16 protein-coding genes and 1 pseudogene are annotated in these 20,444 nt (G+C 66.5%); 16 read left to right on the top strand and 1 reads right to left on the bottom strand.

Going from position 1 to position 20,444, the window contains the following annotated elements; all coding sequences use genetic code 11:
- Positions 1–17 precede the first annotated feature (17 nt).
- Positions 18–467, bottom strand: a pseudogene (locus tag DIE04_RS30370) (hypothetical protein).
- Between DIE04_RS30370 and DIE04_RS09710 the strand changes: the two are divergent.
- The 16 genes from DIE04_RS09710 to DIE04_RS09635 all read left to right on the top strand — a co-directional run bounded on the left by DIE04_RS09710 (position 453) and on the right by DIE04_RS09635 (position 20,438).
- Positions 453–4,478 (top strand): DUF3683 domain-containing protein, encoded by a 4,026-nt coding sequence (locus DIE04_RS09710; protein WP_124521038.1) that lies wholly within the window; start codon positions 453–455, stop codon positions 4,476–4,478. The pseudogene DIE04_RS30370 and the gene DIE04_RS09710 sit on opposite strands and share 15 nt — an antisense overlap.
- Before the next feature lie 85 nt (positions 4,479–4,563).
- Positions 4,564–5,007 carry an HIT family protein gene (locus tag DIE04_RS09705; protein WP_044846840.1) on the top strand — a complete coding sequence of 148 codons (444 nt, stop codon included), beginning with the start codon at positions 4,564–4,566 and terminating at the stop codon, positions 5,005–5,007.
- Complete coding sequence (locus tag DIE04_RS09700) at positions 5,004–5,417, top strand: gamma-butyrobetaine hydroxylase-like domain-containing protein (RefSeq protein ID WP_124488601.1); 414 nt, start codon at positions 5,004–5,006, stop codon at positions 5,415–5,417. The genes DIE04_RS09705 and DIE04_RS09700 overlap by 4 nt, the downstream gene beginning before the upstream one ends.
- A gap of 52 nt (positions 5,418–5,469) precedes the next feature.
- On the top strand, positions 5,470–6,201 hold the full coding sequence (gene ubiE, locus DIE04_RS09695) for a bifunctional demethylmenaquinone methyltransferase/2-methoxy-6-polyprenyl-1,4-benzoquinol methylase UbiE (protein WP_044846838.1): 732 nt from the start codon (positions 5,470–5,472) through the stop codon (positions 6,199–6,201).
- A 41-nt stretch (positions 6,202–6,242) separates the two neighbouring features.
- Positions 6,243–7,277: a Tim44 domain-containing protein gene (locus DIE04_RS09690; RefSeq protein WP_124521040.1), complete on the top strand. Its 1,035-nt coding sequence runs from the start codon at positions 6,243–6,245 to the stop codon at positions 7,275–7,277.
- 163 nt (positions 7,278–7,440) lie between these two features.
- A complete protein-coding gene (locus tag DIE04_RS09685; protein WP_044846836.1) occupies positions 7,441–8,067 on the top strand; it encodes an SCP2 domain-containing protein in 627 nt (208 codons plus the stop codon).
- Positions 8,068–8,079: 12 nt separating this feature from the next.
- The gene (gene ubiB / locus DIE04_RS09680; RefSeq protein ID WP_044846835.1) at positions 8,080–9,657 is read left to right on the top strand and encodes a ubiquinone biosynthesis regulatory protein kinase UbiB; all 1,578 of its coding nucleotides are present in this window, start codon (positions 8,080–8,082) and stop codon (positions 9,655–9,657) included.
- 17 nt (positions 9,658–9,674) lie between these two features.
- The gene (locus tag DIE04_RS09675) at positions 9,675–10,301 is read left to right on the top strand and encodes an SAM-dependent methyltransferase (RefSeq protein WP_124521042.1); all 627 of its coding nucleotides are present in this window, start codon (positions 9,675–9,677) and stop codon (positions 10,299–10,301) included.
- A gap of 95 nt (positions 10,302–10,396) precedes the next feature.
- Positions 10,397–10,741: an FmdB family zinc ribbon protein gene (locus DIE04_RS09670; RefSeq protein WP_124488605.1), complete on the top strand. Its 345-nt coding sequence runs from the start codon at positions 10,397–10,399 to the stop codon at positions 10,739–10,741.
- A 61-nt stretch (positions 10,742–10,802) separates the two neighbouring features.
- A complete protein-coding gene (locus tag DIE04_RS09665; RefSeq protein ID WP_027785397.1) occupies positions 10,803–11,453 on the top strand; it encodes a DUF502 domain-containing protein in 651 nt (216 codons plus the stop codon).
- A 67-nt stretch (positions 11,454–11,520) separates the two neighbouring features.
- Positions 11,521–13,323, top strand: coding sequence for an aspartate--tRNA ligase (gene aspS, locus DIE04_RS09660; RefSeq protein WP_044846832.1), 1,803 nt, complete (start codon positions 11,521–11,523; stop codon positions 13,321–13,323).
- A 155-nt stretch (positions 13,324–13,478) separates the two neighbouring features.
- The gene (nudB, locus tag DIE04_RS09655) at positions 13,479–13,973 is read left to right on the top strand and encodes a dihydroneopterin triphosphate diphosphatase (RefSeq protein ID WP_044846843.1); all 495 of its coding nucleotides are present in this window, start codon (positions 13,479–13,481) and stop codon (positions 13,971–13,973) included.
- On the top strand, positions 13,970–15,244 hold the full coding sequence (clsB, locus tag DIE04_RS09650; RefSeq protein ID WP_044846831.1) for a cardiolipin synthase ClsB: 1,275 nt from the start codon (positions 13,970–13,972) through the stop codon (positions 15,242–15,244). The genes nudB and clsB overlap by 4 nt, the downstream gene beginning before the upstream one ends.
- Before the next feature lie 200 nt (positions 15,245–15,444).
- A complete protein-coding gene (locus tag DIE04_RS09645; protein ID WP_006751498.1) occupies positions 15,445–16,044 on the top strand; it encodes a TetR/AcrR family transcriptional regulator in 600 nt (199 codons plus the stop codon).
- Between the two features lie 57 nt (positions 16,045–16,101).
- Positions 16,102–17,889, top strand: a complete 1,788-nt coding sequence (locus DIE04_RS09640) for an acyl-CoA dehydrogenase C-terminal domain-containing protein (protein ID WP_044846830.1) — start codon at positions 16,102–16,104, stop codon at positions 17,887–17,889.
- Between the two features lie 113 nt (positions 17,890–18,002).
- On the top strand, positions 18,003–20,438 hold the full coding sequence (locus DIE04_RS09635; protein WP_124521044.1) for a 3-hydroxyacyl-CoA dehydrogenase/enoyl-CoA hydratase family protein: 2,436 nt from the start codon (positions 18,003–18,005) through the stop codon (positions 20,436–20,438).
- The last annotated feature ends 6 nt before the right edge of the window (positions 20,439–20,444 follow it).

The following is a 20,444-nucleotide window of genomic DNA, read 5'->3' as shown; positions in this document are numbered from 1 at the left end:
GCATGAGGCGTCCCCTTTTACCGGTTTAACCGCATGGTTACCGACCGGACGGACGGCGAATTCCGGCGCGAAAACGTGCCGAGCCAAGCCCGGCGCGGCTTGCGGCGATAGCCCCACGACCTGTCCGGCGTGTCACGCGTGGCCCGATCATGGGTTAGAATTCCGTTTTGAATCAAGGATCGGAAGATGCAGAGGCACCCTCGGATCGCCCCGTTGAAGCCGACGCGGCGCGCAGCCAGCCCCGCGGCGGAGCGGCATGCGCGCCGCGCGCGATCGTGCTGATGGCTCCGAGTGCCGCCAGGCCCCACCCGTCGGGAACGGTGAGTTCAGTCCCGTTCCGGCCCCATGCGAGTTAGTCGCACGCCTGGCAACAGAACAGATTTCCCCAAGATTGCGCCCACGCGCTTGCCGACGCCCCTGCACGGTGTATCGGCCCTCCGAGTCGTCCGAACATGAACGCACCACAAGTTTTCGATCCGCATGGCGCGGCCGCCGCCGTCGCCGCCGACCCCGCGCCCCGTCTGCGCGAGATTCCCTACAACTACACGTCCTTCTCCGACCGCGAGATCGTGATCCGCCTGCTCGGCGCGGAGGCGTGGTCGGTGCTCGACGAACTGCGCGCCGAACGCCGCACGGGCCGCTCGGCACGGATGCTGTATGAGGTGCTCGGCGATATCTGGGTCGTGCGCCGCAACCCGTACCTGCAGGACGACCTGCTCGACAACCCGAAGCGCCGCGCGCTGCTGATCGAGGCGCTGAACCACCGCCTGACCGAGATCGGCAAGCGCCGCCGCGCCGACCTGAGCGCGCACCACGACGACGCGGGCCGTGAACGCGCCGAGCGCGTCGAGATGCTCGAGGCCGCCGCGCAGCGCGCGGTCGACGAGTTCGCCGACGAATTCGACAAGATGGCCGACCTGCGCCGCCGCGCGACCAAGGCGCTCGGCCGCTGCACGCAGAAGGACAACATCCGTTTCGACGGGCTGTCGCGCGTGTCGCACGTGACCGACGCGACCGACTGGCGCGTCGAATACCCGTTCGTCGTGCTGACCCCCGATACCGAAGCCGAGATCGCGGGCCTGATCAAGGCCTGCTTCGAGCTTGGCCTGACCGTGATCCCGCGTGGCGGCGGCACCGGCTACACGGGCGGCGCGGTGCCGCTCACGCCGTTCTCCGCGGTAATCAACACCGAGAAGCTCGAACAGCTCGGCGCGGTCGAACTCACCGAACTGCCGGGCGTCGCGCACAAGGTGCCGACGATCTTCTCCGGCGCGGGCGTCGTCACGCGCCGCGTGACGGAAGCGGCGGAGGCGGCCGGCTACGTGTTCGCGGTCGACCCGACCTCGCTCGACGCATCGTGCATCGGCGGCAACGTCGCGATGAACGCCGGCGGCAAGAAGGCCGTGCTGTGGGGCACCGCGCTCGACAACCTGGCCTGGTGGCGGATGGTCGACCCGGACGGCAACTGGCTCGAAGTCACGCGCCACGAGCACAACCAGGGCAAGATCCACGACATCGCGGTCGCGCGGTTCGAGCTGAAGTGGTTCGACGGCGCGTATGCGCCGGGCGAGAAACTGCTGAAGACCGAGATGCTCGAGATCGAAGGCCGCCGGTTCCGCAAGGAAGGCCTCGGCAAGGACGTGACCGACAAGTTCCTCGCCGGCCTGCCGGGCGTGCAGAAGGAAGGCTGCGACGGGCTGATCACGTCCGCGCGCTGGGTGCTGCACAAGATGCCCGCGCACACGCGCACCGTCTGTCTCGAATTCTTCGGCCAGGCGCGCGAGGCGATCCCGAGCATCGTCGAGATCAAGGACTACCTGTTCGAGACGTCGAAGCAGGGCGGCGCGATCCTCGCGGGCCTCGAGCACCTCGACGAGCGCTACCTGCGCGCGGTCGGCTATGCGACCAAGAGCAAGCGCAACGCATTCCCCAAGATGGTGCTGATCGGCGACATCGTCGGCGATGACGCCGACGCGGTCGCGCACGCGACGTCCGAAGTGATCCGGATGGCGAACGGCAAGAGCGGCGAAGGCTTCGTCGCGATCAGCGCGGAGGCGCGCAAGCGCTTCTGGCTCGACCGCAGCCGCACGGCCGCGATCGCGAAGCACACCAACGCGTTCAAGATCAACGAAGACGTCGTGATTCCGCTGAACCGGATGGGTGAGTACACCGACGGCATCGAGCGGATCAACATCGAGCTGTCGCTGAAGAACAAGCTGCAGCTGGTCGATGCGCTCGAAGCGTTCTTCCGCGCCGGCAACCTGCCGCTCGGCAAGACCGACGACGCGAACGAGATCCCGAGCGCCGAACTGCTCGAGGATCGCGTGCAGCAGGCGCTGGAGTTGCTCAAGCGCGTGCGTGCGCGCTGGGAATTCGTGCGCGACCGGCTCGACCAGCCGTTGCGCGAGGCGCAGCACTACCTGGTGCAGCTCGGCTACGAGGCGCTTGCCGAGAAGTTTGCCGATCGCGCGGACGAGCAGCCGGGCGCGACCGTGTTCCACGTCACGCAGGACCGCACGGTCCGCATCTCGTGGAAGCAGGAGATTCGCGCGGAACTGCGCGCGATCTTCAACGGCGGCGCGTTCAAGCAGATCCTCGACGAAGCGCAGGCGATCCACAAGCAGGTGCTGCGCGGTCGCGTGTTCGTCGCGCTGCACATGCACGCGGGCGACGGCAACGTCCACACCAATATCCCGGTCAACTCCGACAACTACGAGATGCTGCAGGACGCGCACGCGGCGGTCGCACGCATCATGACGCTCGCACGTTCGCTCGACGGCGTGATCTCCGGCGAACACGGGATCGGCATCACGAAGCTCGAGTTCCTGACCGACGACGAGATCGCCGAATTCCGCGCGTACAAGCAGCGCGTCGACCCGAACGGCCGCTTCAACAAGGGCAAGCTGCTCGACGGCGCCGACCTGCGCAACGCGTACACGCCCAGCTTCGGGCTGATGGGCTACGAGTCGCTGATCATGCAGCAGTCCGACATCGGCGCGATCGCCGATTCGGTGAAGGACTGCCTGCGCTGCGGCAAGTGCAAGCCGGTGTGCGCGACCCACGTGCCGCGCGCGAACCTGCTGTACAGCCCGCGCAACAAGATCCTCGCGACCTCGCTGCTGGTCGAGGCGTTCCTGTACGAGGAGCAGACGCGCCGCGGCGTGTCGATCAAGCACTGGGACGAGTTCAACGACGTGGCCGACCACTGCACGGTGTGCCACAAGTGCGCGACGCCGTGCCCGGTGAAGATCGACTTCGGCGACGTCACGATGAACATGCGCAACCTGTTGCGCAAGATGGGCAAGAAGAAGTTCAACGCCGGCAATGCGGCGGGCATGTTCTTCCTGAACGCGACCAATCCGCAGACGATCAACGCCGCGCGCGGCGTGATGATGGGCGTCGGCTACAAGGTGCAGCGCTTCGCGAACGACATGCTGAAGAAGGTCGTGACGAAGCAGACGCAGCACCCGCCGGCGACGGTCGGCAAGCCGCCCGTGGTCGAGCAGGTGATCCACTTCGTCAACAAGAAGATGCCGGGCAACCTGCCGAAGAAGACGGCGCGCGCGCTGCTCGACATCGAGGACAACAAGATCGTGCCGATCATCCGCAACCCGAAGTCGACGACCGTCGATTCGGAAGCGGTGTTCTACTTCCCGGGCTGCGGCTCCGAGCGCCTGTTCTCGCAGGTCGGCCTCGCGACGCAGGCGATGCTGTGGGAAGCGGGCGTGCAGACCGTGCTGCCGCCGGGCTACCTGTGCTGCGGTTATCCGCAGCGCGGCTCGGGCCAGTACGACAAGGCCGAGAAGATCGTCACCGACAACCGCGTGCTGTTCCACCGGGTCGCGAACACGCTGAACTACCTCGACATCAAGACGGTGGTCGTGTCGTGCGGCACCTGCTACGACCAGCTCGCAGGCTACGAATTCGACAAGATCTTCCCGGGCTGCCGGATCATCGACATCCACGAGTTCCTGCTCGAGAAGGGGATGAAGCTCGACGGCGTGACGGGCACGCGCTACATGTATCACGACCCGTGCCACACGCCGATCAAGACGATGGACCCGGTGAAGCTCGTCAACGAGCTGATGGGCGCGGAGAAGGACGGCTACAAGATCGAGAAGAACGAGCGCTGCTGCGGTGAATCGGGCACGCTGGCGGTCACGCGTCCGGACATCTCCACCCAGGTCCGCTTCCGCAAGGAAGAGGAAATCCGCAAGGGCGCCGCGAAGCTGCGCAGCATCCCGGTCGTGGCCGGCAACGCGCCGGCGCCGGCCGCCGCGAGCGCGAACGGCCCGGACGTGAAGATCCTGACGAGCTGCCCGTCGTGCCTGCAGGGCCTGTCGCGCTACAACGAGGATGCGAACCTCGAGGCCGACTACATCGTGGTCGAGATCGCGCGCCAGGTGCTCGGCGAGAACTGGATGGCCGACTATGTCGCACACGCGAACAATGGCGGGATCGAGCGCGTGCTGGTCTAATGCGGGCATGACGACCGCCCGGGCGGGCCAGGAATGAGCGGGCGCCGGCGCAGATGCGCCGGCGCCCGTCCACATGGGAGCGACGATGGAATGCGTGTTTTGCCGTGAAGACGGCGGCGAGGTGCTCTGGCAGGACGATGCGCTGCGCGTCGTGCTCGCGACGGGCGAGCACGATTACCCTGGCTTCTGCCGGGTGATCTGGGGCACGCACGTGGCCGAGTTTTCCGATCTCGGCGAGCCCGAGCGGGCACATCTGATGCGCGTGGTGTATGCGGTGGAGCGCGCCGTGCGCCGCGTGATGCAGCCGAACAAGGTGAATCTCGCGAGCCTCGGCAACATGGTGCCGCACGTGCACTGGCACGTGATCCCGCGCTTCTCCAACGACGCCCATTTTCCGCAGCCCGTCTGGGCGCCGCGCCAGCGCAGCGTGTCCGAGGCGCTGCTGCGCACGCGCGCGGCGCAGGCCTCGCTGCTGCACAATGCGGTGCGCGAGGAAATTCAACGCATGACCGATTCGAGGCAGCCATGAGCGGTTTGACTTCCACGACGCCGATTCCGTCCGGCGTCGTCGTGCACGCGGTGTCGCGCGTGCTCGAATTGCAGTACCCGAACGGCGAAAATTACCGGATTCCGTTCGAGCTGATGCGCGTCTATTCGCCGTCGGCCGAGGTGCGCGGCCACGGGCCGGGCCAGGAGACGCTGCAGACCGGCAAGCGCGAGGTGACGATCACCGCGCTCGAGGGCGTGGGCAACTACGCGCTGCAGCCGACGTTCTCCGACGGTCATTCGACCGGCATCTACTCGTGGGATCTGCTGTACGAACTGGCGACGCAGCAGGACGCGCTGTGGCGCGACTATTTCGACAAACTGCAGGCGGCGGGCGTCGAGCGCGACGCGCCGATGCCGGCGGCCCCCGCGCCGCACGGCCACTGCCACTGAAATCGACGGCGCCCGCTCGGCGCCGTCTTGCCATTTACTGAGGATCAACGCGATGAGCAAAACCCACTTCGGCTTCGAAAGCGTCGAGGAAACCGAAAAAGCGAAGAAAGTGGCGGGCGTGTTCCATTCGGTCGCGAGCAACTACGATCTGATGAACGACCTGATGTCGGCCGGCATGCACCGCGCGTGGAAGGCGTTCACGATCGCGCAGGCGAACGTGCGCCCCGGCTTCAAGGTGCTCGATATCGCGGCCGGCACCGGCGACCTGACCAAGGCGTTCGCGAAGGCGGCCGGGCCGACCGGCGAGGTCTGGCACACCGACATCAACGAATCGATGCTGCGCGTGGGCCGCGACCGGCTGCTCGACAAGGGCATCGTGACGCCGTCGCTGCTGTGCGACGCCGAGAAAATCCCCTTTCCGGACAACTACTTCGATGTGGTCACGGTCGCGTTCGGGCTGCGCAACATGACGCACAAGGATGCGGCGCTGGCCGAGATGCGCCGCGTCGCGAAGCCGGGCGGCCGCGTGATGGTGCTGGAATTCTCGAAAGTCTGGGATCCGCTGAAAAAAGCGTACGATCTGTATTCTTTCAAAGTATTACCGTGGCTTGGCGACAAGTTCGCGAAAGATGCTGAAAGTTATCGGTATCTTGCTGAATCTATCCGGATGCACCCCGATCAGGACACGCTGAAGACGATGATGGAACAAGCGGGCCTCGACGCCGTCAAATATTACAATTTGTCAGGTGGCGTGGTAGCTTTACACCTAGGAACCAAGTACTAAGGGGTTCTTCCCATACATTCGCCTTACATCTGGAGAAGCTGATGTCCGAATCGCGTTCGTTGTTCAACCGTAGCAAGCCGTCGAAGCCGTGGGCTCGACGGGTCGGCACGCTGCTGATGGTCGGCCTGCTCACGGCCGGCACGTTCGCATCGCTCGACGCCGAAGCCAGACGTATGGGCGGCGGGCGCAGCATCGGCCGCCAGAGTTCCACCGTCACGCAGCGCCAGGCCACGCCGCCCGCGCAGCAGCCGATGCAGCAGGCCGCGCCGGCGCAGGCGCAGCGCGCGAACCCGGCCGCACCGGCACCGGCCGCGCAGCCGAACCGCTCGCGCTGGCTCGGGCCGATCGCAGGTCTCGCGGCCGGCCTCGGCATCGCGGCACTGCTGTCGCACTTCGGCCTCGGCGGCGCGTTCGCGAGCATGATGGCGAACGTCATCGTGATCGCGCTGCTGGCGATGGTCGGCATCTGGCTGATCCGCAAGTTCATGAACCGTCGCCGCCCGCAGGAACCGGCGTACTCGGTGGGCGGCTCGGCCTCGTCGTCGGGCGGCTACTCGCAGAGCCCGTCGTTCCAGCAAGGCAGCACCGGCAGCAACTATGCCGGCAGCGGCAGCAGCTATGCGAACGAAGCGCAGGGCGTGTTCGGCGGCGGCGCAGCGGCCGCGGGCGCGGCGGGCGCGATGGCGGCCGCACCGCTGCAGGTGCCGGCCGGCTTCGACACCGAAGCGTTCCTGCGCAGCGCGAAGGTCTACTTCGTGCGCCTGCAGGCGGCGTGGGACCAGGGCAACCTGGCCGACATCCGCGAGTTCACGACGCCGGAAATGTTCGCCGAGATCAAGATCGACCTCGATTCGCGCGGCAACGAGGCGAACCAGACCGATGTCGTGCAGCTCGACGCGGAACTGGTCGCGATCGAGGATCGCGGCATCGAGCAGTCGGCGAGCGTGCGCTTCCACGGGCTGATCCGCGAATCGGCGAATGCGTCGGCGGCGCCGTTCGACGAGGTGTGGAACCTGTCGAAGTCGGGCGGCCAGGGCTGGCTGCTCGCGGGTATCCAGCAGATCAACGCGCACTGAGCGTGACCGGCGGCCGGCTTGCCGGCTGCCCGGGCGACGGCCGCCGCACTGCGACCGCTTGCCGCCCGGGTGTGCGGTTGGCCGCGGGCTGCCGACGATCCGACGTTACAATAGAAACCCGCGTGGGCGCCCGGCCTGCGCGGGTTTTTTCTTTCCCAGCCCGATGACCTTTGCCGCCAAGCCTTTTGCTGCTGCTGTCAATCACCTGCTCGCGCGCGAATCGTGGGCGCGCGATCGCCTGATCCCCTACGCGGGCAAGACCGCCCGGCTCGACGTGCCGCCCGTCACGCTCACGCTGCTCGTGCAGCCCGACGGCTACCTGTCCGCGGTGGAAGCGCATGATGCGCAACACGTCGACGTGTCGATCGCGCTCGCGGGCGACACGGTCGCCGCATTCCTGCAGGGCGGCCAGGCGGCCGTGATGAAGCACGTGAAGATCGAGGGCGACGCCGAGTTCGCGACCCAGATCGCGAAGCTGGCCGAGCACCTGCGCTGGGAACCTGAGGAAGATCTCGCGAAGCTGGTCGGCGACGCGGCGGCGTACCGGATCGCGACGGTCGTGCGCGACGCCGGCGCGCGCGCGCGCCGCACCGGCCGCAACGTGCTCGATTCCGTCGCCGAGTACTTGCTCGACGAGAACCCGCAAGTCGTCCGACGCACGGTGCTCGGCGGCTTCGACGCCGAACTGGCGCGGGCGCGCGATGCGCTCGCGCGGGTCGAAAAGCGGGTCGAGCGACTCGAACAAAAAATCGGCGCGCGCACGGGCTCCGGCCCGCGCGGCGCGCACTGAGGGCCGCAGGGCATGCGCATTTTCCGTTTCATCAAGATTGTCTACACCGTCATCCGCTTTGGCCTCGACGAAGTGATGCTGTCCCGGATCGACGACCGGCGCGTGAAGCTGCTGCTGCGGATCACGACGATCGGCCGCCGCTTTTCCGATCCGCCCGCCGTACGGCTGCGTCACGCGCTCGAAAGCCTCGGCCCGATCTTCGTGAAGTTCGGCCAGGTGCTGTCGACGCGCCGCGACCTGCTGTCGGTCGATTTCGCGAACGAACTCGCGAAGCTGCAGGACCAGGTGCCGCCGTTCGATTCCGCGGTGGCGATCGCGATCATCGAGAAGTCGCTCGGCGCGCCGGTCGACGAGCTGTTCGACGAATTCGAGCGCGAGCCGGTCGCGAGCGCGTCGATCGCGCAGGTGCATTTCGCGAAGCTGAAGCAGGGCGTGCACGCGGGCAAGGCCGTCGCGGTCAAGGTGCTGCGCCCGAACATGCTGCCGGTGATCGATTCCGACCTCGCGCTGATGCGCGACATCGCGACGTGGACGGAGCGCATGTGGGCCGATGGCCGGCGCCTGAAGCCGCGCGAAGTCGTCGCCGAATTCGACAAGTACCTGCACGACGAGCTCGACCTGATGCGCGAGGCCGCGAACGGCAGCCAGCTGCGCCGCAACTTCGCGGGCCTCGACTTGCTGCTCGTGCCCGAGATGTTCTGGGATTTCTCGACGTCGCAGGTGCTCGTGATGGAGCGCATGACCGGCGTGCCGATCAGCCAGGTCGAGACGCTGCGCGCGGCCGGCGTCGACATCAAGAAGCTCGCGCGCGAAGGCGTCGAGATCTTCTTCACGCAGGTGTTCCGCGACGGTTTCTTTCACGCGGACATGCACCCGGGCAACATCCAGGTGAGCCTCGATCCGAACACGTTCGGCCGCTATATCGCGCTCGATTTCGGGATCGTCGGCGCGTTGTCGGATTTCGACAAGAACTACCTCGCGCAGAACTTCCTCGCGTTCTTCAAGCGCGATTACCACCGCGTCGCGACGCTGCACCTCGAATCGGGCTGGGTGCCGCCCGAGACGCGCGTCGAGGAACTCGAGAGCGCGATCCGCGCGGTGTGCGAGCCGTATTTCGACCGCGCGCTGAAGGACATCTCGCTCGGCCAGGTGCTGATGCGCCTGTTCTCGACGTCGCGCCGCTTCAACGTCGAGATCCAGCCGCAGCTCGTGCTGCTGCAGAAGACGATGCTGAACGTCGAAGGGCTCGGCCGTTCGCTCGATCCCGAACTCGACCTGTGGAAGACCGCGAAGCCGTATCTCGAGCGCTGGATGACCGAGCAGATCGGCCTGCGCGGCTGGTACGAGCGCTTCAAGGTCGAGGCGCCCCAGTGGAGCAAGACGCTGCCGCAACTGCCGCGGCTGATCCACCACGCGATGGCGGCGCGCCACGATGCGCCGCGCGCGGCGAGCGAGGACCTGATGCGCCAGATCCTCATCGAGCAGAAACGGACCAACCGGCTGATGCAGGCATTGCTGATCTTCGGTCTTGCCGTCGGCGTCGGGGCGCTCGTCGCGCGCGTGCTGCTCGCGCTCGCGTACGGCGCGTGACCGCAGGGGACGGAGCGATGTCCGAACCGAAACAACCGTCCGCGCCGAGCGCCGCCGATTTCGCGACGCGCGACCCCGGCAATGCCGCGTTCTGGGACGAGCGTTTCGCACGCGGCGTGACACCGTGGGAATTCGGCGGCGTGCCGGACGGGTTTCGCGCGTTTGCGCAGCGGCGCGCGCCGTGCGCGGTGCTGATCCCCGGCTGCGGCAGTGCGCAGGAGGCCGGCTGGCTCGCGCAGGCCGGTTGGCCCGTGCGCGCGATCGATTTCGCCGCGCAGGCGGTGGCGGCCGCGAAGGCGCAGCTCGGCGCGCACGCGGACGTCGTCGAGCAGGCCGATTTCTTCACGTACCGGCCGCCGTTCGACGTGCAGTGGGTGTACGAGCGCGCGTTCCTGTGCGCGCTGCCGCCGAGCCTGCGCGCCCGTTACGCGACGCGGATGGCCGAACTGCTGCCCGCCGGTGCGCTGCTGGCCGGGTATTTCTTCGTGACGAAGAAACCGAAGGGGCCGCCGTTCGGCATCGAGCGGGCCGAACTCGATGCGCTGCTCGCGCCGCACTTCGAGCTGATCGATGATCTGCCGGTGACCGATTCGCTGGCCGTGTTCGACGGAAACGAGCGCTGGCTCACATGGCGCCGTCGCTGAAGCCCGCGCGTCGCGGCCGTTGCCGGAGTGCGCCGGGGTTTCGGATATAATTCAAGGTTTTGCAAGCCGTTTCCAGTTTCTGCGGGAAAAATATCATGCCGATCTACGCCTATCGATGCGAAGCGTGCGGTTTCGCGAAGGACGTGCTCCAGAAGATGAGCGACGCGCCGCTGTCGCAGTGCCCCGAATGCGGGAAGGATGCTTTTCGCAAGCAGGTTACCGCCGCCGGCTTCCAGCTGAAGGGCTCCGGCTGGTATGTCACCGATTTCCGCGGTGGCTCGGGCGGCACCAGCGCGCCGGCGACGGCGTCCGGCGACACGGGCACGGCAGCGCCGGCCGCCGCGGCGGCGGCGGCAGCCGCGCCCGCTGCGTCGGGTTCCGAAAGTACGACGACGAGCGCCGCGCCGGCCCCGGCCGCAGCGCCCGCCGCCGGCAGTTGACCGTCGCGGCCCGGCCGGGTCGCGACCAACCCGCGCTTCCGGCGCGGTTCATTGACGGCAGATGATGAAAAAGACGACCCTGAAAACGGTGTTTCTGACCGGCCTGCTGGTTCTCGTCCCGCTCGCGATCACGCTGTGGGTGCTCGGCCTCATCATCGGTACGATGGATCAGACGCTGCTGCTCCTGCCCGAATCGTGGCAGCCGGAGCGGATGCTCGGCTTCCATCTGCCGGGGATCGGCGCGGTGCTGACGCTCGCGTTCATCTTCGTCGTCGGGCTGGCGACGCAGAACTTCATCGGCCAGAAGCTCGTCACGTGGTGGAACGCGGTCGTGCGTCACATCCCGGTCGTCGGGCCGATCTACACGAGCGTCAAGCAGGTGTCGGACACGCTGCTGTCGAGCAGCGGCAATGCGTTCCGCAAGGCGCTCCTGATCGAATACCCGCGCCGCGGCTCGTATACGATCGCGTTTCTGACCGGCGCGCCCGGCGGCGACGTGGTCAACCATCTGACGGAAGAGTACGTGAGCGTGTACGTGCCCACGACGCCGAACCCGACGTCGGGCTTCTTCCTGATGCTGCCGAAGAGCGAAGTCATCGAACTCGACATGTCGGTCGATGCCGCGCTCAAGTACATCGTCTCGATGGGCGTCGTGGCGCCTTCGGCGCCGGCTCCGGCGCCCGCCCGCCGTCCCGTCGAGCCGCCGCTGTAAGTAAAGAATCATCGCCCGGGCCGCGCGTTGCGGCGCCCGTTGATCAAACCGAACGAAAGCAAACATCATGTCGATGCGTACTGAATACTGCGGTCTCGTGACCGAACACCTGCTGGGCCAAACCGTGTCGCTGTGCGGCTGGGTGCAGCGCCGCCGCGATCACGGCGGTGTGATCTTCATCGACCTGCGCGATCGTGAAGGCCTCGTGCAGGTGGTGTGCGACCCCGATCGCGCGGAAATGTTCGCGACCGCCGAAGGCGTGCGCAACGAGTTCTGCGTGCAGATCAAGGGTCTCGTGCGCAACCGTCCGGAAGGCACGGTCAACGCCGGCCTGAAGAGCGGCAAGATCGAAGTGCTGTGCCACGAGCTGATCGTGCTGAACGCGTCGGTCACGCCGCCGTTCCAGCTCGACGACGACAACCTGTCGGAAACGACGCGCCTCACGCACCGCGTGCTCGACCTGCGCCGTCCGCAGATGCAGCACAACCTGCGCCTGCGCTACCGTGTCGCGATCGAAGCGCGCAAGTACCTCGACGAGCAGGGCTTCATCGACATCGAAACGCCGATGCTGACGAAGAGCACGCCGGAAGGCGCGCGCGACTACCTCGTGCCGTCGCGCGTGAACGCGGGCCAGTTCTTCGCGCTGCCGCAGTCGCCGCAGCTGTTCAAGCAGCTGCTGATGGTCGCGAACTTCGACCGTTACTACCAGATCACCAAGTGCTTCCGCGACGAAGACCTCCGCGCCGATCGTCAGCCGGAATTCACGCAGATCGACTGCGAAACGTCGTTCCTCGGCGAGCAGGAAATCCGTGACCTGTTCGAAGACATGATCCGTCACATCTTCAAGACGACGATCGACGTCGAACTCGACGCGAAATTCCCGGTGATGCCGTACTCGGAAGCGATGGCGCGCTTCGGTTCGGACAAGCCGGACCTGCGCGTGCAGCTCGAATTCACCGAGCTGACCGACGCGATGAAGGACGTCGACTTCAAGGTGTTCAGCACGCCGGCCAACGCGAAGGACGGCCGTGTCGCGGCGCTGCGCGTGCCGAAGGGCGGCGAGCTGTCGCGCGGCGACATCGACGGCTACACGGAATTCGTGCGCATCTACGGCGCGAAGGGCCTCGCGTGGATCAAGGTCAACGAAAAGGCGAAGGGCCGCGACGGCCTGCAAAGCCCGATCGTCAAGAACCTGCACGACGCCTCGATCGCGGCGATCCTCGAGCGCACCGGCGCTGAAGACGGCGACATCATCTTCTTCGCGGCCGACCGCGCGAAGGTCGTCAACGACAGCCTCGGCGCGCTGCGCCTGAAGATCGGCCACTCGGAATTCGGCAAGGCGAACGGCCTCGTCCAGGCCGGCTGGAAGCCGCTGTGGGTCGTCGACTTCCCGATGTTCGAATACGACGACGAAGACGCGCGCTACGTCGCGGCACACCACCCGTTCACCAGCCCGAAGGACGAACACCTCGAGTACCTCGAGACCGACCCGGGCCGTTGCCTCGCGAAGGCCTACGACATGGTGCTGAACGGCTGGGAAATCGGCGGCGGCTCGGTGCGTATCCACCGCGAGGAAGTGCAGAGCAAGGTGTTTCGCGCGCTGAAGATCGGCGCGGAAGAAGCGCAACTGAAGTTCGGCTTCCTGCTCGACGCGCTGCAGTACGGCGCGCCGCCGCACGGCGGTATCGCGTTCGGTCTCGACCGCATCGTCACGATGATGGCCGGTGCCGACTCGATCCGCGACGTGATCGCGTTCCCGAAGACGCAGCGTGCGCAGGATCTGCTCACGCAGGCGCCGAGCCCGGTCGACGAGCGTCAGCTGCGCGAACTGCACATCCGTCTGCGTCAGCCGGAACAGCCGAAGGCGTAACGCTTGTCAACGATCGTGTGCGCGGCGACGCGCGCACGACGCCCAACGAAGAAGGCGCCTGGTGCGCCTTTTTCGCTTTTTGCGGTACAGTCGCAGCACTTGCCGCACGTTCGGGCACAGGCCGGACGCACGGCCCTGTGCCGCATGAAACCAAGATGACGAAGCCGCCGAAAATCCCCGAATCCGTTCTCGTCGTGATCTACACGCCCGAACTCGACGTGCTGGTGATCAAGCGTGCCGACCAGCCCGATTTCTGGCAATCGGTGACCGGGTCGAAGGACGCGCCCGACGAGCCGCTCGCGCTCACGGCCGCACGCGAAGTCGCCGAGGAAACCGGCATCGCGGTCGGGTCGCACGACGTGCCGGCCACCGCGCTGGTCGACTGGCACCACCGGATCGAATACGCGATCTATCCGCAATACCTGCATCGCTATGCTCCGGGCGTCACGCGCAACGTCGAGCACTGGTTCGGCCTGTGCGTGCCGCATCGCGTCGACGTGACGCTGTCGCCGCGCGAGCACGTCGACTACGCGTGGCTGCCGTTCCGCGAAGCGGCCGCGCGCTGCTTCTCGCCGTCGAATGCCGAGGCGATCCTGCAATTGCCCGTGCGCGTGTCGCTCGCGCGGGCACCGCACGGCTCGTCCGCATGAATGCGGAAACCCGCAAGCGCTTCGCGCAATTGCGGCAGATGTTCCTGCAGGAGCGCGGCTCCGCGTCGCGGCTCGCGTTCACGGCCGGCAACACGGTACGGCTCTGCGAGACCGGCAACGAATTCTTCCTCGCGCTGATCGAACGGATCGATGCGGCGCGCGAGCAGGTGATGCTCGAAACCTACATCTTCTGCGACGATGCGGCCGGCCGGCCGGTGTCGGATGCGCTGATCCGCGCGGCGCAGCGCGGCGTGCGCGTGCGCGTGATCACCGACGGCATCGGCACCGCGCGCCTGCCGCTGTTCGACACGTGGGCCGAGGCCGGCGTCGAGCATTGCATCTACAACCGCTACCTGTTCGGCCGCTTCGGCTTCTCGCGCACGCACCGCAAGCTCGCGGTGATCGATCATGCGGTCGCGTTCTGCGGCGGCATCAACATCGTCGACGACTTCACGCAGGGCAGCGCAACGCTGCCGTTTCCGCGCTGGGATTTCGCGGTCGAGATGGCGGGGCCGGCGGTGTCGGACGTGCGCGCCGCGTTCGAGCTGCAGTGGCACCGGATCCAGTTCGGCCACAAGCCGTACGCGCAGTACGCGGCGGGGCTGCACGGCGGCGAGGCGTTTCCGGACATGTTCCGGCGCTGGATGCGCAGCCACCGCTGGATCAAGGCCGGTGCGCTGCGGGTCGTGACCGAGCCGAGCGTCGCGTTCGTCGCGCGCGACAACGTCGTGAACCGCCGCGCGATCGAGAAGGCGTATCTCGCCGCGATTGGCCAGGCGCGCCAGCGGATCCTGCTCGCGAATCCGTACTTCATGCCGGGCCGCAAGCTGCGCCGCGCGCTGACCGGCGCGGCACGTCGCGGCGTCGACGTGCGGATCCTGATCGGCCGCAAGGAATTCGCGGCGCTCGATACGGCCGTGCCGTTCCTGTATCACGCGCTGCTGCGCGCGGGCGTGCGCGTGGCGGAATACGACAAGACGATGCTGCACGGCAAGGTGGCCGTGATCGACGACAACTGGGCGACCGTCGGCTCGTCGAACCTGGACGCGCTGAGCCTGATGCTGAACAATGAGGCGAACGTCGTGCTGGTGCGCTACGATGCGGTCACGAACCAGCTGCGCGACGCGATCGCGGCCGCCTTCTCCGAAGGCCGCGAAATCGATGCCGCCCGGTACGCCGCACGGCCGCGCATCGAGCGTATGCTGAACTGGCTCGCATACAACACGTACCGCCTCGTGATGAAGGCGCTGACGGTCGGCGGTTACGACTGACACGGATTCAGCATCCGCCCCATAAATCTGTCCGCACGTTCGTGCGGAAAAGCCGCTCCGGTCCCGCCGGAATCGCGCAAAATAGCGGCTCGGTTAGACACCGGTTTCTAATAATTTCCTTGTTTTCGCGAGCGGCCGCACTCAATAATAGTACGGCCGTTCGATTTTATTCGAACCCCCGAACGGTTACAGAAATAGCTATGCGAAAAGGCGAACAGACGCGTGCCGCGATACTCGAAGCTGCTTTGGACCTCGCCAGCCGTGACGGGCTGGAGGGGCTGACGATCGGCCTGCTGGCCGAGCGCATGCAGATGAGCAAGAGCGGTGTGTTCGCGCACTTCGGATCGCGCGAGGACCTGCAGGTCGAGGTCGTCCGCGAGTATCACCATCGTTTCGAGAACGAGGTGTTCTTTCCGAGCCTGCGCGAGCCGCGAGGCTTGCCGCGCCTTCGGGCGATGCTGGCCCGCTGGACGGAGAAGCGCATCCAGGAGGTGACGACCGGATGCATCTACATCAGCGGTGCGGTCGAGTACGACGACCGGCCTGACAGCCCGGTACGCGAGCAGTTGATCGCGAGCGTGACGGCCTGGCGTGCCGCGATGCTGCGTGCCATTTCGCAGGCGAAGGAAGAAGGCCATCTGCGTGCGGATACCGATCCGGACCTGATGCTCTTCGAGCTGTACAGCTTCACGCTCGGCCTGCATCACGACGCACGGTTCCTGCATTCGCCGGATGCCGTGCGCCTCACGTGGGCCGCGCTGGAAAAGACGATCGTTTCGTATCAGAGCGAGAGCCGTTAGCGGCGCGTGATCCGCCCGCCAGGAGCTCGAGCCGTTTGCCCACCTTTGGAGAGAGTCATGGGACAGTACGCCGCGCCGCTGCGCGACATGCAATTCGTGTTGCACGAGCTTCTGAATGTCGAGGCCGAGGTCAAGCAAATGCCGCGGCATGCGGACCTCGACGCCGACACGATCAACCAGGTCCTCGAGGAGGCGGGCAAGTTCTGCTCCGAGGTACTGTTCCCGCTGAACCAGGTCGGCGACCGCGAAGGCTGCACGTATGAAGGCGACGGCGTCGTGAAGACCCCGACCGGCTTCAAGGAAGCGTATCGGCAGTACGTCGAGGCCGGCTGGCCGGCGCTCGGCTGCGATCCGGACTACGGCGGCCAGGGCCTGCCCGCGTTCGTGAACAACGCGCTCTACGAAATGCTGAACTCGGCGAACCAGGCATGGACGATGTATCCGGGCCTGTCGCACGGCGCGTACGAATGCCTGCACGCGCACGGCGCGCCGGAACTCCAGAAACAGTATCTGCCGAAGCTCGTGTCGGGCGAATGGACGGGCACGATGTGCCTGACCGAGCCGCACTGCGGCACCGACCTCGGCATCCTGCGCACCAAGGCCGAACCGAACGGCGACGGCTCGTACTCGATCAGCGGCACGAAGATCTTCATCTCGAGCGGCGAGCACGACATGTCGAAGAACATCGTCCACCTCGTGCTCGCGCGCCTGCCGGACGCGCCGCAAGGCACGAAGGGGATCTCGCTGTTCATCGTGCCGAAGTTCATTCCGGACGCCGCGGGCGAGCCGGGCGAGCGCAACGGCATCAAGTGCGGCTCGATCGAACACAAGATGGGCATCCACGGCAACTCGACGTGCGTGATGAACCTCGACAACGCGAAGGGCTGGATGGTCGGCGAGCCGAACAAGGGCTTGAACGCGATGTTCGTGATGATGAACGCCGCGCGTCTGGGCGTGGGCATGCAGGGCCTGGGCCTCACGGAAGTCGCGTACCAGAACTCGCTGACGTACGCGAAGGAACGCCTGCAGATGCGCTCGCTGACGGGCCCGAAGGCACCGGACAAGCCGGCCGATCCGATCATCGTGCACCCGGACGTGCGCCGCATGCTGCTCACGCAGAAGGCCTACGCGGAAGGCGCGCGCGCGTTCACGTACTGGTCCGCGCTGCAGATCGACAAGGAGCTGTCGCACGGTGACGAAGCGGTGCGCAAGGAAGCGGCCGACCTCGTCGCGCTGCTCACGCCGATCATCAAGGCGTTCCTGACCGACAACGCGTTCGAGTCGACCAACCACGCGATGCAGATCTACGGCGGCCACGGCTTCATCTCCGAGTGGGGCATGGAGCAGTACGTGCGCGACGCGCGGATCAACATGATCTACGAAGGCACGAACTCGATCCAGTCGCTCGACCTGCTGGGCCGCAAGGTGCTCGGCGACATGGGCGCGAAGCTGAAGAAGTTCGGCAAGCTCGTCACCGAATTCGCGGAAGCCGAAGGCGTGAAGCCGGAGATGGCCGAGTTCATCAACCCGCTCGCCGACATCGGCGACAAGGTGCAGAAGCTGACGATGGAAATCGGCATGAAGGCGATGCAGAACCCGGACGAAGTCGGCGCCGCCGCCGTGCCGTACCTGCGCACCGTCGGCCACCTGGTGTTCTCGTACTTCTGGGCGCGCATGGCGCGTCTCGCGCTCGACAAGGAAGCGTCGGGCGACCCGTTCTACAAGTCGAAGCTCGCGACGGCCCGCTTCTATTTCGCGCGTCTGCTGCCCGAAACGGCCGCGACGATCCGCGCCGCGCGCGCCGGTTCGAAGACGCTGATGGAAGTCGACGAATCGCTGTTCTGACGCGAGTCCGGGCGGTGCGCGCCGCGCACCGCCCGAACGCAACGGTTCCTGGTACTCACTTCGCCGTGCAGCCCTCACAACCCCCGCTGCACGACACTATCCGGAGACATCCCGTGAGCAATTTCCTGATTCGCAAGGTCGCCGTGCTGGGCGCCGGCGTGATGGGCGCGCAGATCGCCGCGCACCTCGTCAACGCGCGCGTGCCGGTGCTGCTGTTCGACCTGCCGGCCAAGGAAGGCCCGAAAAACGCGATCGCGCTGAAGGCGATCGAGAACCTGAAGAAGCTGTCACCCGCGCCGTTCGGCGTGAAGGACGACGCGAAATACCTCGAAGCCGCGAACTACGAGGACGACATCGCGAAACTCGCCGAGTGCGACGTCGTGATCGAAGCGATCGCCGAGCGGATGGACTGGAAGCACGACCTGTACAAGAAGGTCGCGCCGCACATCGCACCGAACGCGATCTTCGCGACCAACACGTCGGGCCTGTCGATCACCAAGCTGTCCGAAGGATTCTCGGACGAGCTGAAGTCGCGCTTCTGCGGCGTGCACTTCTTCAACCCGCCGCGCTACATGCACCTCGTCGAGCTGATCCCGACCGCGCACACGCGCCCGGAGATCCTCGACCAGCTCGAAACCTTCCTGACGAGCGTCGTCGGCAAGGGCGTCGTGCGCGCGAAGGACACGCCGAACTTCATCGCGAACCGCGTCGGCATCTTCTCGATCCTCGCGGTGATCACCGAGGCCGCGAAGTTCGGCCTGCGTTTCGACGAGGTCGACGACCTGACGGGCAGCCGGCTCGGCCGCGCGAAGTCGGCGACGTTCCGCACCGCGGACGTGGTCGGCCTCGACACGATGGCGCACGTGATCAAGACGATGCAGGACAACCTCGCCGACGATCCGTTCTTCCCGGTCTACCAGACCCCTGCCGTGCTCGCCGAACTGGTGAAGCAGGGCGCGCTCGGCCAGAAGACGGGCGGCGGTTTCTACAAGAAGGAAGGCAAGGCGATCAAGGTGCTCGACGCGAAGACGGGCACCTACGTGGATTCGGGCGCGAAGGCGGACGAAACCGTCGGCCGCATCCTGAAGCGCCCGCCGGCGGAACGCCTGAAGCTGCTGCGCGAGACGGACCATCCGCATGCGCAGTTCCTGTGGTCGATCTTCCGCGACGTGTTCCACTACATCGGCGTGCATCTCGAGTCGATCGCCGACAACGCGCGCGACGTCGACCTCGCGATCCGCTGGGGCTTCGGCTGGAACGAAGGCCCGTTCGAAGGCTGGCAGGCCGCCGGCTGGAAGCAGGTCGCCGAGTGGGTGCAGGAAGACATCGCGGCCGGCAAGGCGCTCGCGAACGTGCCGCTGCCGTCGTGGGTGCTCGAAGGCCCGGTCGCCGAGCAGGGCGGTGTGCACACGGCCGAAGGCTCGTGGGCACCGGCGTCGAAGCGCTTCGTGCCGCGCTCGGACCTGGCCGTCTACGGCAAGCAGGTGTTCCGCGCGCCGCTCGTCGGCGAAGCCGGCGCAGATCCGAAGACGTACGGCAAGACGCTGTTCGAAACCGACGCGGTGCGCGCGTGGGTCGATGATCGCGCAGGCGAGGACGACGTCGTGATCGTGTCGTTCAAGTCGAAGATGAACACGATCGGACCGAGCGTGATCGACGGCCTCGTGCAGGCGATCGAACTCGCGGAGAAGGATTACAAGGGCGTGGTGATCTGGCAGCCGACGTCGCTGAAGCTCGGCACGCCGGGCGGCCCGTTCTCGGCCGGCGCGAACCTCGAAGAGGCGATGCCCGCGTTCATGATGGGCGGCGCGAAGGGTATCGAGCCGTTCGTGAAGAAGTTCCAGGAAGGCATGCTGCGCGTGAAGTACGCGAACGTGCCGGTCGTCGCGGCCGTATCGGGCATCGCGCTCGGCGGCGGCTGCGAGCTGATGCTGCACAGCGCGAAGCGCGTCGTGCACGTCGAGAGCTACATCGGTCTCGTCGAAGTGGGCGTCGGCCTCGTGCCGGCGGGCGGCGGCTTGAAGGAAGCGGCGCTGCGCGCGGCGGAGGCGGCCACGGCCGCGAACGCGACCACCGACATCCTGAAGTTCGTCACGAAGTCGTTCGAGAACGCGGCGATGGCGAAGGTGTCGTCGTCGGCGCACGATGCGCGTGCGATGGGCTACCTGAAGCCGTCCGACACGATCGTCTTCAACGTGTTCGAACTGCTCGACACCGCGAAGAAGGAAGCGCGTGCGCTGGCCGCCGTCGGCTACCGCGCGCCGCTGCGCGCGAAGGAGGTGCCGGTCGCAGGCCGCTCGGCGATCGCGACGATCAAGGCATCGCTCGTCAACATGCGTGACGGCCGCTTCATCAGCGACCACGACTACCTGATCGCGAGCCGCATCGCCGAAGCCGTGTGTGGCGGCGACGTCGAAGCCGGCAGCCTCGTCGACGAAGAGTGGCTGCTCGCGCTCGAGCGCCGCGCGTTCGTCGAGCTGCTCGGCACGCAGAAGACGCAGGAACGGATCATGGGCATGTTGCAGACCGGCAAGCCGGTGCGTAACTGAGCGAGC

It is taken from the genome of Burkholderia sp. Bp8994 (assembly GCF_003853805.1).
Lineage (GTDB): Bacteria > Pseudomonadota > Gammaproteobacteria > Burkholderiales > Burkholderiaceae > Burkholderia.
Note: the sequence above shows the minus strand (reverse complement) of the source record. Positions and strands in the feature narration are given on the sequence as shown.